The sequence below is a fragment of the Bacillus methanolicus PB1 genome, from assembly GCF_000262755.1.
GTDB classification, from domain to species: Bacteria; Bacillota; Bacilli; order Bacillales; family Cytobacillaceae; genus Bacillus_Z; species Bacillus_Z methanolicus.
Window position 1 is genome coordinate 190,820 of record NZ_AFEU01000001.1, and the last position, 19,298, is coordinate 210,117.

The 19,298-nt window shown below is 40.6% G+C and carries 15 protein-coding genes; all 15 read right to left on the reverse strand.

Annotated elements, in window-relative coordinates:
- Window positions 1–2: 2 nt before the first annotated feature.
- The 15 genes from pnp to dxr all read right to left on the reverse strand — a co-directional run bounded on the left by pnp (window position 3) and on the right by dxr (window position 19,280).
- Window positions 3–2,114 carry a polyribonucleotide nucleotidyltransferase gene (gene pnp, locus PB1_RS00790; protein WP_003350143.1) on the reverse strand — a complete coding sequence of 704 codons (2,112 nt, stop codon included), beginning with the start codon at window positions 2,112–2,114 and terminating at the stop codon, window positions 3–5.
- A gap of 283 nt (window positions 2,115–2,397) precedes the next feature.
- Window positions 2,398–2,667 carry a 30S ribosomal protein S15 gene (gene rpsO, locus PB1_RS00795; protein WP_003350144.1) on the reverse strand — a complete coding sequence of 90 codons (270 nt, stop codon included), beginning with the start codon at window positions 2,665–2,667 and terminating at the stop codon, window positions 2,398–2,400.
- A gap of 120 nt (window positions 2,668–2,787) precedes the next feature.
- Window positions 2,788–3,738, reverse strand: a complete 951-nt coding sequence (ribF, locus tag PB1_RS00800; protein WP_003350145.1) for a bifunctional riboflavin kinase/FAD synthetase — start codon at window positions 3,736–3,738, stop codon at window positions 2,788–2,790.
- A 27-nt stretch (window positions 3,739–3,765) separates the two neighbouring features.
- Window positions 3,766–4,680 carry a tRNA pseudouridine(55) synthase TruB gene (truB, locus tag PB1_RS00805; RefSeq protein ID WP_003350146.1) on the reverse strand — a complete coding sequence of 305 codons (915 nt, stop codon included), beginning with the start codon at window positions 4,678–4,680 and terminating at the stop codon, window positions 3,766–3,768.
- Between the two features lie 159 nt (window positions 4,681–4,839).
- The gene (gene rbfA, locus PB1_RS00810) at window positions 4,840–5,211 is read right to left on the reverse strand and encodes a 30S ribosome-binding factor RbfA (protein WP_003350147.1); all 372 of its coding nucleotides are present in this window, start codon (window positions 5,209–5,211) and stop codon (window positions 4,840–4,842) included.
- A gap of 97 nt (window positions 5,212–5,308) precedes the next feature.
- Window positions 5,309–5,590 (reverse strand): DUF503 domain-containing protein, encoded by a 282-nt coding sequence (locus PB1_RS00815; protein ID WP_003350148.1) that lies wholly within the window; start codon window positions 5,588–5,590, stop codon window positions 5,309–5,311.
- Window positions 5,590–7,818, reverse strand: a complete 2,229-nt coding sequence (gene infB / locus PB1_RS00820; protein ID WP_003350149.1) for a translation initiation factor IF-2 — start codon at window positions 7,816–7,818, stop codon at window positions 5,590–5,592. Before infB ends, PB1_RS00815 begins: the two co-directional genes overlap by 1 nt.
- A gap of 19 nt (window positions 7,819–7,837) precedes the next feature.
- Window positions 7,838–8,140: a YlxQ family RNA-binding protein gene (locus PB1_RS00825; protein ID WP_003350150.1), complete on the reverse strand. Its 303-nt coding sequence runs from the start codon at window positions 8,138–8,140 to the stop codon at window positions 7,838–7,840.
- Window positions 8,140–8,421, reverse strand: coding sequence for an RNase P modulator RnpM (gene rnpM, locus PB1_RS00830; RefSeq protein WP_034644815.1), 282 nt, complete (start codon window positions 8,419–8,421; stop codon window positions 8,140–8,142). Before rnpM ends, PB1_RS00825 begins: the two co-directional genes overlap by 1 nt.
- A gap of 18 nt (window positions 8,422–8,439) precedes the next feature.
- Window positions 8,440–9,555: a transcription termination factor NusA gene (nusA, locus tag PB1_RS00835; RefSeq protein ID WP_003350154.1), complete on the reverse strand. Its 1,116-nt coding sequence runs from the start codon at window positions 9,553–9,555 to the stop codon at window positions 8,440–8,442.
- A gap of 57 nt (window positions 9,556–9,612) precedes the next feature.
- On the reverse strand, window positions 9,613–10,083 hold the full coding sequence (gene rimP, locus PB1_RS00840; protein WP_003350155.1) for a ribosome maturation factor RimP: 471 nt from the start codon (window positions 10,081–10,083) through the stop codon (window positions 9,613–9,615).
- 212 nt (window positions 10,084–10,295) lie between these two features.
- Complete coding sequence (locus PB1_RS00845; RefSeq protein WP_003350156.1) at window positions 10,296–14,615, reverse strand: PolC-type DNA polymerase III; 4,320 nt, start codon at window positions 14,613–14,615, stop codon at window positions 10,296–10,298.
- A gap of 247 nt (window positions 14,616–14,862) precedes the next feature.
- Window positions 14,863–16,566: a proline--tRNA ligase gene (locus PB1_RS00850; RefSeq protein ID WP_003350157.1), complete on the reverse strand. Its 1,704-nt coding sequence runs from the start codon at window positions 16,564–16,566 to the stop codon at window positions 14,863–14,865.
- 161 nt (window positions 16,567–16,727) lie between these two features.
- On the reverse strand, window positions 16,728–17,987 hold the full coding sequence (rseP, locus tag PB1_RS00855; RefSeq protein WP_003350158.1) for an RIP metalloprotease RseP: 1,260 nt from the start codon (window positions 17,985–17,987) through the stop codon (window positions 16,728–16,730).
- Between the two features lie 150 nt (window positions 17,988–18,137).
- Complete coding sequence (gene dxr, locus PB1_RS00860; RefSeq protein WP_003350159.1) at window positions 18,138–19,280, reverse strand: 1-deoxy-D-xylulose-5-phosphate reductoisomerase; 1,143 nt, start codon at window positions 19,278–19,280, stop codon at window positions 18,138–18,140.
- Window positions 19,281–19,298 lie beyond the last annotated feature (18 nt).

The following is a 19,298-nucleotide window of genomic DNA, read 5'->3' on the forward strand; positions in this document are numbered from 1 at the left end:
ATTTATTTTGCTTGTCTTTCACGCTGTTCTTTTAGTACTGCTTTTCGTGAAAGGTTGACGCGGCCTTGTTTATCAATTTCGGTTACTTTTACTAATATTTCGTCACCGATCGATACAACATCTTCGACTTTGCCTACCCGTTCTTCGGCCAATTCTGAAATATGAACGAGCCCATCTTTTCCGCTGAAGATTTCAACGAAGGCACCAAATTTTTCAATCCGTTTTACTTTACCGAGATAGAGTTGTCCGACTTCAACTTCCCGGACAATGTCTTCTATAATTGTCTTTGCTTTTTGATTCATTTCTTCATTTATGGAAGAAATGAAGATTGTTCCATCCTGTTCAATATCAATTTTTACACCGGTTTCTTCGATAATTTTGTTAATTTGTTTTCCGCTAGGACCGATTACATCACGAATCTTATCAGGATTTATTGTCATCGTTAAAATTTTTGGTGCATATTTCGATAATTGTTCTCTTGGCTTGGAAATCGTCTTTAACATGGAATCAAGGATTTGCATGCGTCCTTTTTTCGCTTGCTGCATGGCTTCTTCAAGTATTTCCCGCGATAAACCTTCAATCTTAATATCCATTTGTAAAGCGGTAACCCCTTTTGGAGTTCCTGCAACTTTAAAGTCCATATCACCAAGATGGTCTTCCATACCTTGAATATCCGTCAAAATCGTATAATTGTCGCCTGATTTTACAAGTCCCATTGCAATTCCTGCAACCGGAGCCTTAATCGGAACCCCTGCATCCATCATTGCCAATGTGCTGGCGCAAATGCTTGCTTGAGATGTGGAACCGTTTGATTCAAGAACTTCGGAAACAAGGCGTACTGTATATGGGAATTCCTTTTCAGATGGAATAACTGGTTCCAGAGCACGCTCTCCCAGTGCTCCGTGGCCAATTTCACGGCGCCCCGGTCCTCTCATCGGACCAGTTTCACCGACACTGAAGCTAGGGAAGTTGTAATGGTGCATAAAACGTTTCTCTTCTTCGATTCCGAGCCCGTCCAAAATTTGGACATCACCCAATGCACCAAGCGTACAAATACTCAACGCCTGAGTTTGTCCGCGCGTAAACAATCCAGAACCGTGCGTGCGCGGCAAAATCCCAATTTCAGAAGAAAGCGGCCTGATTTCATCTACTTTACGGCCGTCAGGACGTATTTTTTCCTCTGTTATTAAGCGGCGAACTTCATTTTTCACAATGTTATCCAAAATTTGTTTTATTTGTTTCAACGTATCTTCATCAGCTTCTTGTTCTTCATATTTCGCAAGAATATCATTTTTTACTTCATTAATTGCTTCTTCGCGAGCTTGCTTTTCCGGTACTTGGATCGCCTTGATCATGTCTGCTTCACACATCGCGCGGACTTCAGCTTCCAGTTCCTTATCCAATTCAAATAAAACAACTTCCATTTTTTCTTTGCCAATTTCTGCAGCAATTTTTTCCTGTAACTCAATCAATCGTTTTATTTCTTCATGTCCAAACATGATTGCTTCAAGCATTATTTCCTCAGGCACTTCATCAGCACCTGCTTCAACCATGTTAATCGCATCTTTTGTTCCTGCAACAACAAGATGCATATCACTTTGTTCCATTTGCTGAACGTCTGGGTTAATAATAAATTTTCCCCCGACTCGGCCAACGGTAACACCGGCTATCGGCCCTTCAAATGGAATATCAGATATGCAAAGAGCTAGCGAAGATCCGAACATCGCTGCCATCTCAGAGGAACAGTCCTGATCAACACTCATAACCATACTGACAACCTGCACTTCATTACGGAACCCTTCTGCAAATAATGGCCGTATCGGACGGTCAATCAGCCGGCTTGCCAGGATCGCCTTTTCACTAGGGCGGCCTTCCCTTTTTATAAAACCGCCGGGAATTTTCCCAACAGCATACAAGCGCTCCTCATAATTGACTGTCAGTGGAAAAAAATCAACATTTTTTGGTTCGTTTGAAGCTGTTGCCGTACTAAGGACGACTGTTTCGCCATAACGGACAAGAACTGCACCGTTAGCTTGTTTCGCCAACTGTCCAATTTCCACAGTTAAATTCCGTCCGGCCCAATCCATGGAATAGACCCGTTTCTCATTTTCCATTTGTATTTAAACCCCTCTCTACCTGAATCACTCTCAGAGAATAAGCAAGGTTTTTTAATAAACTCTGCTTTACCAAATATACAATATGAAATGCTATCTTTAATATTATAATTAGTAATAGTATGCACGAAAGAGCTGTTCATTAAAATGTTTAAGAAAATATGTATGTTTTTTGATCAAAAACTTTCCTCAATTTCAAGTTAATTCTATCCTAAAAAGATACTTATGCGTTTTCATTTTATTACTGTATAAGAAAAAGCGGGAAAGATCCCGCTTCTGTTGACTATCGACGCAAACCGAGTTTGTTGATAAGCTCACGGTAACGTTGAATGTCTTTGTTTCGTAGATACGTTAAAAGATTACGGCGTTTACCTACCATTTTTAAAAGACCGCGACGTGAATGGTGGTCTTTTTTGTGCACACGCAAATGTTCGTTTAAATTGTTAATCTGTTCAGTAAGGACAGCGATTTGTACTTCTGGAGAACCGGTGTCGTTTTCGTGAATCTTGAATTGATTAATGATTTCGTTCTTACGTTCTTGTGTGATGGCCATCCTTTTCACCTCCTATTTGCAATCCCCAAATACTGAGCAAGCGTCGGTGATTCGACTTGCCAAGCAAAGGTTCATTTTCATACTTTTTTAGAATACAACTTTTTATGACAAAAAGCAAGTCTAAACACTGTTTTTCTCAAAATACTGAAGTGCAGCCCGGCGATCATTTTCAATCTGTGAAACGAGTTGTTCAATTCGGGCAAATTTTTTCTCATTTCGTAAACGGATGTGCCATTCGACGGATACTTTTTCACCATATATTTCTTGTTCGAACCGGAAAATATGAACCTCTATTGAAGGCTTATCACGATTTACTTGATTAAATGTTGGTTTGTATCCGACGTTGCAAACACCTTGAAACCATTGATCATTGATATGAATCCGGACGGCGTACACACCAACCGGAGGCAGAATGTATTCATCGGTTAATTCAATATTTGCAGTTGGAAACCCAATTGTTCTTCCTCTCTTATCCCCATGTACGACTGTTCCTTTAATGGAATAAAAGCGTCCAAGAAAACCGGGAAGTTCCTCTGTTCTTCCTTCACGGATCAAAGACCGGATTAAAGTTGAGCTTATTTTTTTATCCCTTGACGAAATTTTCGGGACAACAGAATATCCGAATTGTTCACGGGAATGAAAAGGAAGAGTCTCCATTGTGCCTTTTCCCATTCTTCCATATGTAAAATCAAACCCGGCAACTGTGTGTTTGACATTTAAACCGATAATATATTGATCGACAAATTCTTGAGGAAGAAGGTTTGCGAATTCAACTGTAAAATGGACAACAAACAAATAATCAATGTTCAAGCCGGAAATAAGCCTGATTTTATCGTCTAAAGGTGTTATGTATTCCACATGCCGAACACTCCTTCCTAAAACGACCGAAGGATGAGGATCAAATGTCATGACAGCACTTTTCATTCCATTTTGATCAGCAATTTCTTTTGCCTTCCCAATCACTTTCTGGTGGCCGAGATGGACACCGTCAAAAAAGCCGAGCGCCATAGCAAGAGGCGGAAAATCTGATTTATTAAACTGATGAGGATGATGAATATGAATAATTTCCACGCTGAATTCACCTTTTCTTGCACAGGTCTATATATTTTTTAAAACTTTTTCGGGTTTCATAAACCCTTTTTTCAAAGGATGCAGTTTGTAAATAGCTAACGCTATCCCCGTTTTTGTTTCAAAAACGACAGGCCCTTCCAAATTTTCTAAATGTTTAGGAGTGCTTAAAACAGCACCATTTTTTACTTTCTCTGCTACTTTATCATCTAATTGATATTTCGGCAAATGAGACAGCGCAGCTTCAATTGGAAATAGAGCTTCAGAAATTGTTTCATCATCAATCATTGCCTGAATTTGTTCAAAGGTCAGAGAATCAGCCAAGGTGAAACTTGCTGATTGAATTCTGATTAAATCAGACATATGGGCAGGGTAGCCAAGTTTTTCACCGATCATAACAGCAAGTGTTCTTATATAAGTACCTTTGCTGCATGTAACGCGGAAACGGAAAGCCACCGTCTCGCCTTCAAAAATGTTTCTGTCATCCAGAAGGTCAATTGAATAAATGGTTACCTTTCTGCTTGGCCGTTCTACTTCGATTCCTTGTCTTGCATATTCATATAGGCGTTTGCCATTGACTTTTACGGCAGAGTACATAGGAGGTTTCTGGACAATTTCACCTTTTAAAGTATGCAAGACTTGAACGATCTCTTCTCTTGTAAATTTTTTTGTACCTGAAATTAGATCAACAATGTCCCCTGAAGCATCTTCAGTTGTTGTTGAATAGCCGATCGTCACTTCCCCCTCATACGTTTTTCCGGCTTCTGTTATGTATTCCGCTACTTTTGTTGCTTTGCCTATGCATATAGGTAATACTCCATTAACATCCGGGTCCAATGTTCCCGTGTGCCCGATTTTTTTGATTTTGAGCATTTTTCGAAGCTTATAAACACAATCATGGGAAGTCATTCCTTTTGGCTTGAAAAGCGGTAAAATACCATCCACTTATTAAAAGCCCCCTTTGTAAGGAAAATCATCGTAAAAAAGAGGCTGTCTCAAAGGCTAAGGGTCAGACTCCATAATACAATATATAGGACATAATGTTGGATAAATGTGCTATATATTGATAAATGCACATGGGGTCAGACCCTTATGAGACAGCCTCTATTCCTCATTCCGGTCTTCTTTCGATTTTTCCTCATTATGAATTTGATGAAGCAATGATTCGATTCGATTTCCGTAGTCAATGGATTCATCAAATTCAAAAATGATTTCAGGTGTTTTGCGCAAACGAATGCGCTGTCCGATTTCTGAGCGGATAAATCCCTTTGCCTTTGCCAAGCCTTTTAGGGTATTTTCCCTTTGCTCTTCATCACCTAAAATCGAAATAAAAACCTTTGCCTGCTGGAGATCACCGGTTACTTGGACATCGGTTACAGTAACAAACCCGACCCGCGGGTCCTTTATTTTTCTCCCGATGATGTCGCCAAGTTCTTTTTTCATTTGTTCTCCAACACGGTTTGCTCTAAGGTTCATTTCACTTCACCTCGTTCTGTCACGTCTAACCGGGTAGCTTTCGATTATTGGAAAACTCCTTTCGCTAAGCTTAACAAGCAAACAAAATTAATCTGATTCACAACCATTCAATTTCGGTGATTGTCCGTTCAATTTCTGGAAAGGAGTCAATTAATCTCAAAGCATTTTGCAGTTCCTGTTCTGCTGAAACCTTTGCGGATGAAACGGCAACGACGGCAATTTTTGTACGCTGCCAAACATCTTGATGACCGACTTCCGCAACGGAAATATTAAATTTTTGCTTTAAGCGCATGAGTATGCGCTTGAGCACTGCCCTTTTCTCTTTCAGTGAAGAAGCATCATAAATAATGCATTCACATTCAGCCAAGCCGATAATCATTACTGTTCAACTTCTTCCATTATGAACGCTTCAATGATGTCGCCCTCTTTAATATCATTGAAATTCTTAATGGTAATACCGCACTCATAACCTTGGTTTACCTCTTTTGCATCATCTTTATAACGTTTCAAGGCATCAATTGTACCTTCAAAGATGACGATACCGTCACGAATTAAGCGAACACCGCTGTCGCGTGTAATTTTTCCATCTGTAACATAACAACCTGCAATTGTTCCAATTTTCGACACTTTGAACGTTTGGCGCACTTCTGCTTGGCCAATCGTTTTTTCTTCAAATTCGGGTTCAAGCATTCCTTTCATTGCGGCTTCAATTTCTTCAATTGCTTTGTAAATGATTCGGTGCAAGCGAATGTCCACTTTTTCCTCTTCAGCTGCACGTTTGGCGTTTACGTCAGGACGAACATTAAAACCGATCACAATTGCATTTGAAGCGGCAGCAAGTGTTATATCTGATTCGGTAATGGCACCAACGCCCGAGTGGATGATTCTGATATTAACTCCTTCGACATCAATTTTTTGCAATGATGCGGCAAGAGCTTCTGCAGACCCTTGCACGTCTGCTTTAATAATAACGTTTAGATCTTTCATTTCCCCTTGTTTCATTTGTTCAAACAATGATTCAAGGCTCACTCTTGATTTTTCGCCGCGTTGTTCCTGTAACGCTTTTTGTGCACGCGCTTCGCCAATTTGACGAGCTGTTTTCTCATCATCAAACACAACAAAACGATCGCCGGCTTGCGGAACATCGTTCAATCCGGTAATTTCAACCGGTGTAGACGGCCCTGCCTCTTTTACGCGGCGGCCCATATCGTTTACCATGGCGCGCACACGTCCGAACGTATTTCCGACAACAATCGGAGATCCCACTTTCAACGTTCCGTTTTGTACTAACAGAGTAGCAACCGATCCCCGGCCTTTATCAAGCTGTGCCTCAATAACGGTACCAACGGCATTTCGGTTAGGATTCGCTTTATACTCTTCAACTTCACTTACAAGCAAAATCATTTCCAGCAGTTCATCAATTCCTTCACCTTTCAGTGCAGAAATCTGAACAAAAATGGTGTCTCCGCCCCAGGCTTCTGGAACTAATCCGTGCTCTGTCAATTCCTGCATGACCCGGTCCGGATTTGCATCTGGTTTATCGATTTTATTTACCGCTACAATAATTGGAACGTTAGCAGCTTTCGCATGGTTAATGGCCTCAACTGTTTGCGGCATGACTCCATCGTCTGCAGCAACGACAAGAATTGTAATATCGGTAATGCTTGCTCCCCTTGCACGCATCGTCGTAAAGGCGGCATGTCCCGGTGTATCAAGAAACGTGATTTTTTTTCCGTTTTTTACAACTTGATAAGCACCGATATGCTGTGTAATACCGCCGGCCTCTTGAGCAGTTACTTTCGAATGCCGAATTGAATCTAATAGAGTTGTTTTGCCGTGATCAACGTGGCCCATGATCGTTACAACCGGAGGCCTTTCGACAAGGTCTTTTTCATCATCTTTTGTAAAGTAGATTTCGAGGTCTGTCGTATCGACTTGGATCTCTTCTTCCACTTCCACCCCATAATCACTGGCTATCAATTCAATTGCATCTTTATCAAGATCTTGATTGATTGTTGCCATGACACCGAGCATAAATAGTTTCTTTATGATTTCAGAAGGCTCCCTATGCAGCTTTTTCGCAAGCTCTGCAACTGTTAAAGATCCTGTAAATGTAATTTTTGAAGGCAGCTCTTTTTCTTTTTTCTTTTGAGGCTGAACTTGATGCGATTGATAATTCTTGCCTTTGTTATGATTATTTTTTTGTTTATTATTGCTGTTCTTATTTTTATTTTTGTTTAACACCTTTTTTTCTTTTGACTGAATTTCTTGATCGTGCTTTTTGCCTTCTTTTATTTTAGGGACAGGTTTCACTTTTACACGGTTCGGATTAATATTTTTTTCATCTTCTTCTTCAAAGGAAACAGCCTTCGCTTTCAGAACGGGTTTCTGCTGATTATTGGTTCGAGGCTGTTGTTGTTTGCCTTGTATTTGTGTTTTTTTCTCTTCCTTTTTTATATACACTCCGTCCAATTTTTTAATCGTCTCTTCTTCTAGTGTTGCCATGTGATTTTTTACATCAATATTCATATCTTTTAATTTTGATATGACATCTTTGCTTGAAATATTATGTTTTTTCGCATATTCGTAAACTCGCGTTTTACTCATATTTTCACCCCCGCTAAAATTAATCGAGCAACGTCATCAGTTTTTTCGCAAATCCTTCATCTAAAATGGCTGCGACTACGCGGGCTTCTTTTCCAATTGCTTGACCGAGCAGATATCGGTTTTCAACCATTTTATATGGGACGTGATAGGACCCGCATTTATCTGTAATCTTCTTTTTTGTATTGGCTGATGCATCTCTTGCCAATATAACGAGCTTTGCTTTACCGCTTCTTATTTCCTTAACGGTAAGTTCTTCGCCCGAAATGATTTTACGAGCTCGATTGGCCAAGCCAAGCAATGACATCCATTGATTTGAATTCATCAGGATAGTCGTTTCTCCTTCTCAATAAGCTCCAGGAGCTCATCATATATTGTCTCATCTATCGTTGTTTGCAAATGATTTGCCAAAATATTTTTTTTCTTTGCCAGAAGGATAGCTTCCTTATCCTTAGACAGGTAAGCTCCCCGTCCGGATTTTTTCCCTGTTGGATCAATGGATACCGCGCCTTCTTTAGAGCGAACGATGCGAACGAGTTCTTTTTTCGGTTTCATTTCACCAGTTGCAACACATTTACGCATTGGAACTTTTTTTTGTTTGTTCACGATCATTCACCTCATCCTTTAATCAATTGTATATTCTTCTTCGGTGTCTTTATCTTCATCAAACGTCAACAATTGTTCATTGCGCGGATAAATTCCTGCTTCACGCGCCTCTGATTCAGCCTTAATATCAATTTTCCAGCCGGTCAGCTTAGCAGCAAGGCGTGCATTTTGGCCGCGCTTTCCAATTGCAAGCGATAGCTGGTAATCAGGAACGATAACGGTTGTTGCTTTCTCTTCCTCATATACAATAACATCAAGAACTTTTGAAGGGCTTAGCGCATTTGCAACAAAAACAACCGGATCGTCAGACCATTTAACAATATCAATTTTTTCACCTTTTAATTCGTTTACAACCGCCTGAACACGGCTTCCTTTTGGCCCGACACAAGAACCGACCGGATCTACCTCAGGATTATCGGAATGAACGGAGATTTTGGAGCGGTCTCCAGCTTCCCTGGCAACAGACTTAATTTCAACTATACCGTCGTAAATTTCGGGAACTTCAATTTCAAATAATCTTTTTAAAAGCCCCGGATGAGTTCTGGAAACGTAGATTTGCGGTCCTTTTGTCGTTTTCTCCACCTTTGTAATATACACTTTAATACGATCATGCGGTTTGTATTGTTCATTCGGCATTTGCTCATTTGCAGGTAAAATGGCTTCAATTTTGCCGAGGCTTACATAAATGAATCTCGAATCTTGGCGCTGAACGATTCCCGTCATAATATCTTCTTCACGGTCAATAAATTCCGAATAAATAATTCCTCTTTCAGCTTCCCGGACACGCTGGGTTACAACTTGTTTTGCAGTTTGCGCAGCAATCCGGCCAAAATCTTTCGGCGTAACTTCCAATTCAACAATATCTTCAACTTGATAATTCGGGTTGATTTGCCGGGCGTCTTCCAATGAGATTTCGAGGCGGGGATCAAATACTTCTTCCACTACCTCTTTCCTTGCAAATACGCGCATAGTACCATTTTCCAGATTCATGTCAATTCTCACGTTTTGAGCTTGATTAAAATTCCTGCGGTAAGCGGAAACAAGCGCTGCCTCTATCGCTTCAATCAAAACTTCACGAGAAATGCCTTTTTCTTTTTCAAGTAAATTAAGTGCATCTAATAATTCACTCGCCATGAGATCGTTCCCCCTTTAATCTCTAAGAAACTCTTTATTATTAAGAAAAACAATGATTTATGAAAAACTGACAGCCAAACGGGCGCTGGCAATTTTACTGAACGGTATTTCAATCAGTTTTTTTCTTGTTTTTATTTTAATCTCTATTTTAACTGTTTCACTGTCAAAATGAGTTAAAATGCCTTCAAACGTTTTTTCTCCGTCAATAGGCTCATATGTTTTTATGAAAATATTTTTGCCGACCGCTTTTTCAAAGTCTTTCTCTTTCTTTAAAGGGCGTTCCGCTCCAGGTGAAGAAACTTCAAGAAAGTAGTTATGGGGGATGGGATCAATTGCATCAAGCTTTTCACTTAACTTTTCACTCACAATCCCGCATTCCTCAATATCTACTCCGGCATCCTTATCGATAAATACGCGGAGAAACCATTCTTTTCCCTCTTTTACGTATTCGATGTCAACTAACTCCAAACCGTTTTCGTCAAGGATTGGGGTTACTAATTCTTCAACTATTTCCGATACCTTGCTCAAAGTCATTTCCCTCCTTAACATACAATCTCTTACCGTCAGGAAAAAAACCGGAAAAAAATCCCGATTAAGATAATTTGTGTAAACAAACACGAAAGAGTGGGTCGCCCCACTCTTATCAGCTAGAGTTTATTCTTAGTATATCCAAATAAAACTATACCATAAACGGATAGTTATTGCAAATGAAATCCCTTTAAGAAAGGATTGAAAGGTTTTTAAAAAAGTGACAATTGGTTTTGCTCGGGAAGCGCATCAAGGCATCCGTGGTTTTCCAAAAATTCTATAATCGTTTTTGAAACTTTCCCTCTCTGCTGAAGGTCTTCTTTTGACAAAAATTCTCCTTCGCTTCTTGCCTTTACAATATTTAATGCGGCATTTGTTCCCAGTCCCGGAATGGAATTGAAAGGCGGAATAAGAGAGTTTCCCTCAATAATAAATTCAGAAGCGCTTGACTTGTAAAGATCCACTTTTCTAAAAGAAAAGCCTCTTTCGCACATTTCAAGCGCCAATTCAAGCACTGTTAAAAGGTTCTTCTCCTTTGGAGAAGCTTCCATCCCTTTTGCATTAATTTCTTCAATTCGTGCACGAATAGCCTTTGGACCGCGCGTCATCGCTTCAAGATCAAAGTCTTCAGCACGAACGGTAAAATATGCTGCATAATAAAGAAGAGGATGATGAACTTTAAAATATGCAATACGCACTGCCATCAATACATAAGCAGCAGCGTGGGCTTTCGGGAACATGTATTTAATTTTTTTGCAAGAATCGATATACCATTCAGGAACATTGTTCTTGCGCATTTCCGCTTCCATCTCCTCTGTTAATCCCTTCCCTTTACGGACGGATTCCATAATTTTAAAGGCGAAAGCCGGTTCCAGCCCCTGATAAATAAGGTAGACCATAATATCATCGCGGCACCCGATCACTTCGCTCAATGTACAAATATTGTTTTGAATAAGCTCCTGGGCATTTCCCAGCCAAACATCCGTCCCGTGTGATAAACCGGAAATCTGGACAAGTTCAGAGAATGTCGTCGGCTTCGTTTCTTCGAGCATTTGCCGAACGAATCTCGTTCCAAATTCAGGAATGCCGAGTGTTCCAGTTTTACACATGATTTGTTCCTCTGTCACTCCAAGCGATTCTGTTCCGCTGAAAATTTTCATGACTTCAGGATCATCTGTCGGAATCGTTTTCGGGTCGATTCCGCTTAAGTCTTGAAGCATGCGGATAACAGTCGGGTCATCGTGTCCGAGAATATCGAGTTTTAACAGATTATCATGAATCGAATGGAAGTCAAAATGGGTTGTCCGCCATTCGGAAGTATGGTCATCTGCCGGGTATTGGATCGGCGTAAAATCATAAATATCCATATAATCAGGAACAACGATAATTCCACCGGGGTGCTGGCCCGTCGTCCTTTTTACACCTGTTAGTCCGGAAGCCAAACGGTCGATTTCCGCTCCCCGAAGATCAAGATTGTTATCCTGCTGATATGCTTTTACATAGCCGAATGCCGTTTTATCTGCAACCGTACCGATCGTTCCGGCGCGGTACACATTATCTTCGCCGAATAGAACCTTCGTATAGTTATGGGCTCTTGGCTGGTATTCGCCCGAAAAATTCAAGTCGATATCAGGCACCTTGTCCCCTTTGAAGCCAAGGAACGTTTCAAAAGGTATATCATGGCCGTCTTTTTTATATTTGGCACCGCATTTTGGACAATCTTTATCCGGCAAATCAAATCCTGATCCTACCGAACCGTCATTAAAGAATTCGGAATGTTTGCATTCCGGGCATACATAATGAGGCGGAAGCGGATTTACTTCCGTTATTTCCGTCATTGTTGCGACGAACGACGATCCTACTGATCCGCGGGAACCAACTAAATAACCATCATCTAACGATTTTTTTACGAGTTTATGAGAAATCAGGTAAATAACGGCAAACCCGTGGCCAATAATGCTTTTTAACTCTTTTTCTAGCCGTGCTTCAACAATTTCAGGAAGAGGATCGCCATAAATTTTCTTGGCCATTTCATAACTCATTTTCCGTATTTCTTCATCCGCACCTTCAATTTTAGGAGTATATAAATCGTCTTTTATCGGCTTAATCTGCTCGATCATATCGGCAATCTTATTCGTATTCCCGACAACAATTTCCTTCGCTTTTTCTTTACCCAAAAATGAAAAAGCATCAAGCATTTCATTTGTCGTGCGGAAATAAACATCAGGCAGCTGGTGGCGGTTTAACGGATTGGCTCCCCCTTGAGAACTTACGAGAATTTTTCGGTATATTTTATCATGCCGGTTTAAGTAATGGACATTACCGGTAGCGACTACCGGTTTGTTCAGCTTTTCCCCTAGCTTTACAATATTTCCAATGATTTCTTCCAATGCTTTTTCATCACGTATAAGCTCCATTTCAATGAGCGGGGCATACACATCTTTCGGGTGTACTTCCAAGTAATCATAAAATTGAGCAATCTCCTCTACCTCTTCCGGCGCTTTTTGCATCATGCCTTCAAATACTTCGCCTTTGTCACAGCCGGATCCGACTAAAATCCCTTCGCGGTGCAATTGAAGCTGGGATCTCGGAATTCGTGGAACCCGATAGAAATAATCAATGTGGGAAATCGATACAAGTTTAAACAAATTTTTCAGACCTGTTTCATTTTGCGCTAGAAGAGTGCAATGAAACGGGCGGGCGCGCTGATACGCATTTCCTTGGCCCAATGTATCATTTAATTGATCATGGTACTCAATCCCTTTTTCATTGGCATCTTTCAGCATTTTAATTAAAAGATAACCGGTTGCTTCTGCGTCATAAATGGCCCGGTGGTGCTGGGTGAGTTCGACATCGAATTTTTTTGCCAGTGTGTTTAGCCGGTGGTTTTTTAATTCAGGATACAGAAACCTGGCTAATTCCAGAGTATCTATGACCGGATTGGCAACCTTTCCGATGCCGATGTTTTTATAGCCGACATTTAAAAATCCAATATCAAAAGATGCGTTGTGAGCTACTAGCACACCGTCGCCTGCCCAGGAATGGAATCTTCTCAAAACGTCATCCACTTCGGGTGCATTTTTGACCATATCATCCGTTATTCCTGTCAATTCTATCGTTGTTGCCGAAAGCGGATGATGCGGGTTGGCAAACGACTCAAATCGGTCGATAATTTCTCCATTTTGAATTTTAACCGCAGCCAGTTCGATAATTGTGTCATATACAGCAGACAAACCCGTTGTCTCGACGTCAAATACGATAAAAGTTTCTTCCGAGAGTATTCGGTGTGCACTGTTATAGGCAATTGGAACTCCGTCATCAACTAAATTGGCTTCAAGTCCATACAAAATTTTGATATCATTCTTTTTCCCCGCCCCAAATGCCTCAGGAAAAGATTGAACTACTGCATGGTCAGTAATGGCAATTGCTTTATGCCCCCATTTTTTCGCTTGGGCCACTAACGTGCTTACAGATGTAACGGCATCCATTTGGCTCATAGGAGTATGCAGGTGAAGTTCAACCCGTTTTTCTCCTTCAGGCGCGGTGTCTTTTCTTTCAATCGGTTTTATTTCGTTTATATCGTTTCCGATCATGACAAGATCCCGGACAAATGTATCGTTTTGAATGCTGCCCCTGACTTTCAGCCACATTCCCTTTTTCACGCGCTGAAACTTTTCTGCATCTTCTTTATCCCTTGAAAACATTTTGACAAGAATCGAGCCTGTGTAATCCGTAATTTTGAAGTTTAATAGAGTTCTTCCGCTTTTTAGCTCTTTCGTATCAACATCGAAAACATACCCTTCAATGGCAACTCTTCGTTCTTCTTCAACGATTTCTTCGAGTTTTCTAAAATCGGAATCGTCTTTAATTGTCAGCCCGATCATAAGCGGACCATTTTCCGACTCAATCCCCTGTTCTGTTTCGGCTTCCTTCTTCTGCATTTCAGCAAGAGCTTGAAGCCCTCTTTCCTGATCTTCTTTTTCTTTGGCCAGCAGAAACTCATGATATTCTTCATTAGATTCGTTCGAAATTTCGATATCGATTGTTAAAAGGGGAAATCCGAATGTTTGATAAATGTTCGTGATCATGCCGGCATATTTCTTTTTTAACGCAAGACCTTCAGCTTCATTTCTGGCTTGAATAATTAGTTTATTTCCTTGAACTCTTGGAATTTGTTCATTTAATAATTTTAAAAGCGGCGGAGAGATCCCGTCAATTTCTTGAATACAGTTTTTCCAATAATCAATGATGAGCTCGTCTTTAATTTCTTGATTGGAAACTTTTATTGAAAATGAGATATTGGCAATTTGTGAGAATGATTTTTCCAGCTGTGCGGTAAAACGGCGAAAAACATTGCAGGGGATGATTTTTTCAAAAAGAAAATGAAAATGCCATTTTTTAGCTTTCTTTTCGATCATGACTTTTTCGATTTCCGCGTTGTGAAAATACTTTACAAACGCATCTTCAGTCAACTGCAGCTGCTGGAGCAAGAGTTGGAATCGCTCTTTCTTGCCTGAGGCTTTCTCGCTCATCTTTCTCTCTCCTATCTATAAAAATTAATACCTTGTATTTGGCTCAATATAAACAAAGGTAATTATAACATAAAGTGAAACTTCCAACAGTGCCTCGTTTTCTGAATCATTCAGGCAAAAGGGGCTGACTCATTAGCAAAAGGGTCAGACCCCTCCCAAAAACAATATATTGACAAACTCTGAAAAAACAATTCTATATATTGTCATTTCTGGAGGGAGTCAGACCCTTATGAGTCAGCCCTTTTCATTATAAATTTTTTAGAATGCCAGTAAGTGCCGGCAAGAGTTCATCTTTATGAATCTCTTGCATTTCGCCTGTTTTTCGCACTTTTACTTCGACTATGCCGTCTGCTGCTTTCTTGCCGACTGTAACGCGGACAGGAATTCCAATGAGATCAGAATCGGCAAATTTTACGCCCGGTCTTTCCTGACGGTCATCCAGTAAAACTTCAAAGCGGTTTTTTTGCAATTCCGTATAAATTTCCTCGGCTAGTGAGGCTTGTGCTTCATCCTTCATATTAACGGCAATGACATGTACTTGAAACGGTGCAATATTCACAGGCCAGACAAGCCCATTTTCATCGTTAAACTGCTCTGCGACAGCTGCCAACGTCCGGGACACTCCGATTCCATAGCAGCCCATGATCATTGGCTGTGATTTGCCGTTTTCATCTAAAAACATGGCATTCATCGTTTCACTGTAACGCGTTCCGAGCTTAAAGACGTGTCCAACTTCGATTCCTTTCGCAAACAAGATCTTCCCTTTCCCATCAGGTGAAGGATCTCCTTCCTGAATAAAGCGAAGGTCCGCATACCGGCTGACTTTAAAATCACGAACAGGATTCACATTGATGTAATGGAAATGTTCTTCATTGGCACCGCATACTCCGTTTGTGATCGCTTCAACCGCAAAATCTGCGACAATTTCAACATTGTTTACATGAATTGGACCGATCGAGCCCACGCTTACGCCAAGAATCTTCTTTGTTTCTTCAGCATCAGCCAGCTCTACTGTACTTGCTTCAAACAAATTTTTCAGTTTAATATCATTAACTTCGTGGTCACCGCGAACAAGAACGAGCACGTATGTTTCATCTACTTTGAAAAGTAATGATTTAATGCATTTCTTCTCATCTATATTCAAATAAGCTGATACTTCTTCAATCGTTTTTTGATTTTCTGTTTTGACTTTTTCCAGTTCTTTTTCAGGCTCATTGTCTTTTTCATATTTGACAACGACAGGCGCCATTTCTATATTCGCTGCATAGTCCGATGTATCTGAGTAAGCAATCGTATCTTCGCCAACATCTGATAACACCATAAATTCATGCGTATCTTTTCCGCCCATCGCTCCTGAATCAGCTATTACCGCACGAAAATTGAGTCCGCACCTTCTAAAAATATTTGAATATGCCTGGAAGATTTTTTCGTATACTTCATCAAGGGTTTCTTTAGATGAATGGAATGAATATGCATCCTTCATAATAAACTCTCTTCCGCGCAAAAGCCCGAAACGCGGGCGCTTTTCATCACGAAATTTTGTTTGAATCTGATATAGAGTGAGTGGAAGCCGTTTATAGGATTTAACTTCATCACGAACCAAGCTTGTAATTACTTCTTCATGCGTTGCCCCGAGAGCAAATTCTCTTTCGTTGCGATCTTTTAGCCGCATCAATTCCGGCCCGTATGTATACCAACGCCCTGATTCCTGCCAGAGCTCCGCCTGCTGCAGTGCCGGCATAAGGAGTTCGACCGCTCCGGCATTGATCATTTCTTCACGGATAATTCCCTCAATTTTTTGCAGAACTTTTCGCCCTAAAGGCATAAAGCTGTAAATACCGCTGGCATTTTGCCGTATAAAACCGGCTCTTAATAATAGCTGGTGGCTTTTAATTTCTGCATCTGCAGGTACTTCTCTAAGTGTCGGAATTAGCGTCATACTCTGTTTCATATCATGCACCTCATTTACTTAAATCCCAATGCGGGCTTGACTCAAAAGGTTCTGGCTTCCTCCATCAATGACAATATACAGAATGGTTTTATAATTGTATGTCAATATGTTGTATTGGAGGGGTCTGACCCTTCAGCCCCATTAGGCAAATTAATTATTCATTAAAGAAAAAACCGTTGAATATCGTTCCATGTTACTACAAGCATTAACAGCATAAGCAGTGCAAAACCGATAAAATGAACCATTCCCTCCTTATGGCGGTCAATTGGTTTTCCCCTGACCGCTTCAACAGCAAAAAACATTAGTCTTCCGCCGTCTAATGCAGGGATTGGAAGCAAATTCATGATTCCGAGATTTATGCTTAAAATCGCTGCCCATTTCATTAAATAATAGATTCCGGATTTCGCAACTGTATCGGTGGAGTAATAAATACCTACCGGTCCTGAAAGGGAATCAATCGAAAACTGTCCAGTCACCAGCTTGCCGAGCATAACGAAAATCTCTTTCGTCCAAAAATACGTTTCGCTTGCTCCGTAAGTGATTGCTTTTAACGGTGATTTTTCAACAGGACTGTAAACCCCAATCAAACCGATTTTTTTGCCTTCTGCTTCCTGCACTTTCGGTGTTACCGGTATTTCCAGTGTACCGCCGTTGCGTTCAATGGTAAATTCAAGTTCTTCGCCGGGATTTTTGCGAATGATTTCGACCACATCTGTCCAGGTTGATATTTCTGAACCATCAATGCTTACAACCTTATCTCCTTCTTTTAAACCCGCCTCATAAGCAGCACCATCCGGGGTCAATTTTCCGAGGACAGGTTCCATAGAAGGGACTCCCTGAAAAAGTGCAATAATAACAAAGACCGCAAATGCCAGGACAAAATTCATCATTGGTCCTGCAAAAATGGCCATTGTTCTTTGGCCAAGTGTCTTGGATGCGAACTGGCGGTTATATGGCGCAATCTGAGTTTCTGAGCCGTTTTCCACCACTGTTGCCTCCGGATTGACGGCAAACGTTCGCAGAACATCTTCTTCATCATCCGCATATCCTTTTATAATAAGTTCGTGTTCAATTTCAGCGTGTTCGACTTCAACAATCTTTGCATCAGAATATTTATCTTTATTATTTAATATAATTTTGTTTACTTTTCCAGCTTTGTCAAACAGCAACCCAATTCTGTACCCGGGCTTAATTTCCACCATTTCCGGGTCTTCTCCCGCCATCCGGACAAATCCGCCTATTGGCAAAAGCCTTATCGTATAGGTTGTTTCACCTTTTTTAAAGGAAAATACTTTCGGACCAAAACCGATCGCAAACTCCCTGCATAATATGCCCGCTTTTTTTGCAAAAACGAAATGTCCTAATTCATGGAAAAAAACAAGGGCGCCAAATATGATGATAAAGGCTATCACTGTACTCAAACGTATACCCACCTTTTAGACTGTCAGATTTTTTTCGTGTTTTTCAGCATGAAACATATTTCTTGGCTAAAGAGTACCAAATATATTGCTTAATGCCAAGTATGAACCAAAAACCGTTTGTATTCTATATTACATTCTATGTGAATATAATCAGTATAAACCTTTAACAAAGCTTCTTGTTTCTTTATCGACTGTTTGAATCGTTTCTAGATCAGGATGGGCAATGATTTCGTGCTTGCTGATTGCTTTTTCGATTATATCTTCAATTTGCAGGAAAGAAATTTCCCCATTCAGAAATGCGGCCACCGCTGCTTCGTTTGCAGCATTTAGAACTGTCGGCAAAGTTCCCCCCGCTTTTCCGGCTTCATACGCAAATTTTAAACAGCGAAAACGGTTAAAGTCCATCTCAGCAAAATGAAGCTTGCCAATTTCGGCAAGATTCAGCTTGCTTGCAGATTTAAGAGGCAGTCTGTCAGGGTATGTTAATGCATATTGAATCGGCACCCTCATATCCGGTGTTCCAAGCTGGGCAATCACGCTGCTGTCATGGAACTCAATCATCGAATGAATTATACTTTCTTTATGCAAAAGCACTTCTATTCGATCATAAGGCATTGAAAAAAGCCAGTGAGCTTCAATCACTTCAAGGCCTTTGTTCATCATTGTGGCGGAATCAATCGTAATTTTCGCTCCCATGGACCAATTAGGATGGTTAAGAGCTTCCTCAACTGTAACATTCACTAGCTCGTCCCGGTTACGGTCCCGAAAACTTCCTCCAGAAGCCGTTAAGATAATTTTTTCTATATTCTTTTCTTTTTCACCTTGAAGGGCTTGAAATATGGCTGAATGTTCACTGTCGACCGGAAGCAGTGGAACTTTTTTCCGACGGGCTGCTTTCATTACTAGATGGCCCGCGGTAACAAGCGTTTCTTTATTCGCAATTGCAATTGCTTTTCCTGCTTCAATTGCTTGCAATGTAGGATATAGACCGACACTCCCTAGAACAGCATTAACGAGAATATCTGTTTTTTCGAAAACAGCTGCTTCTGTTAAACCTTCATCACCATATGTAAAGACAATACCGGGAAATTCGGCTCTTAAGCTTTCTGAACCGGCTTTATCCCGAGTTGAAACTAGCTCAGGATTAAATTCATGAATGATTTTTCTAGCGAGATCAAGATTTTTGCCGACAGACATCGCCGCAAGCTTAAATTGATCAGGATTTTCCCTTATTATGTCCAATGTTTGAGTGCCAATTGAACCGGTTGCCCCTAGCAAACTAATATGCTTCAAATACATTCAACTCCTACT